This window comes from Halomonas colorata, assembly GCF_014897985.1.
Taxonomy (GTDB): Bacteria; Pseudomonadota; Gammaproteobacteria; order Pseudomonadales; family Halomonadaceae; genus Vreelandella; species Vreelandella colorata.
In genome coordinates, this window is the sequence record NZ_JABUZA010000097.1 from 1 (window position 1) to 1,522 (window position 1,522).

Here is a 1,522-nt window from a genome sequence, read left to right on the forward strand (position 1 = left end):
ATAACTTGTCACCGGTTGAGTATGAAAGGCGTTACTTTAAGAGCCTAACGGGTGTCTAGAATATCCGGGGCGATTCACTTCGGAATTTTTTACGAAATGTATATACATACAATGAAAGAGGTTTGATATTTAATCCAAAAGGATATTTTGATACTGAAACTGGTACAAGAGATGTCGGTTTGAGTCAGTATACACTGGCACTTGACTATGGCGCGGCCATGCACACAGAAATCAAGGGGATTTATAATGGTGAATCTCAAAATGATTTTTTGAGCACTGTTTTGATGGATATTGTGGCTCTAGTATATTGGATTTGGGGAGGCGGGAAAACACGTAGAATACCAGCTGTGGCACTTCGGCTGCATTGGGATGAAAATTCTTTCAAGCCCATTCGTGATATTTTAAAATCTAATCCTGAGCCCGGTAAATATAATATAAATGGTCGCTACGAATACAATATTTTTTCAGACATTCGAGATTTACCTCAGGCTTTAGCGTTAGGTCAAATTGTTGGGGACATAGAAGGCGTGCTGACAATTCGTCAAGATAATAGTTATATTTTTACAGGTGAAGCTGTTATTTACAGCGGTCTTTATGATGCAAATAAAGGTGCTGGTGATCCTTTCCGAGAAGCAGCAACTGATGTGCTTCGAGCAATAGGCGATGTCTTCGGTCATGATGATTATACAATTGATACTTATGGAAAAGTCCCTTTAAATTTTGAGGGGGAACTATAGTGTGAATGACAAGAGATGTGTTTGAGGTTGTTATGAGATATTTAAGATATTCGTTATATCTTTTTATGTTAATGGTGCTCGCTTTAGGGTTGTTGATTTTTTCTTATGCTTTGTATATGAAATATAGCAGTACCGGAACGGATTGCAATAATCTTTCACATGAGGAGATTAAAAGTACTATTAAAGGTTTTCATGATGATTTTCCACAGGTTTTCACAATGAGTGGATTCCGTATGCAAGGAAATTACGAATATCTTGATGGGCCCTCAGGAGATTTTATCTTACAAGTTTTTGAGACAGACTCAGGGTATTATCGAGCTGAAATTACATGTGACGGAGGTGTTGATGTAGACCCATGGCACTATGAAAGATAGTTTTGGCTTTAACAAAGAGCCATCATGATTCTGAGCTGACGTTTTTAGTATCAAAAAATGTGCCGAAAATGGTAGATTACGGTAAAAACTGTCTATAGCGGTAGAGTTAATTTGGTTAACTATCGAGTGATCTTAACTCACAGTTGTTGCTATAGCTGATAGTCATAAGCGCCCCCTAGTGGGGCGTTTTTAATGCCTGAAAACTTGACACATTAGTTCTTCCCGCTAGCATAGAAAGTGCAGTTGCTGTCGACGACAGCTCGGTTGGTCTCACCCGGCACCGATTGAGACGCCCTCCTAAAGCTCCCCCCGCCTCATGTAAGGGAGTGCCGCAGTAAGCGTTCATCCTACGACGTAGTTGACCTACTTCACGTCACGCAGAGGCCTAAGTAACTCCGGCGAGACCTTGTA

2 protein-coding genes are annotated in these 1,522 nt (G+C 40.3%); both read left to right on the plus strand.

What is annotated here, in order from left to right:
* Positions 1–122: 122 nt before the first annotated feature.
* Positions 123–737 (plus strand): lipid II-degrading bacteriocin, encoded by a 615-nt coding sequence (locus tag INT33_RS20915; RefSeq protein ID WP_193092933.1) that lies wholly within the window; start codon positions 123–125, stop codon positions 735–737.
* Positions 738–742: 5 nt separating this feature from the next.
* The gene (locus INT33_RS20920; protein WP_193092934.1) at positions 743–1,111 is read left to right on the plus strand and encodes a hypothetical protein; all 369 of its coding nucleotides are present in this window, start codon (positions 743–745) and stop codon (positions 1,109–1,111) included.
* Positions 1,112–1,522: the final 411 nt, after the last annotated feature.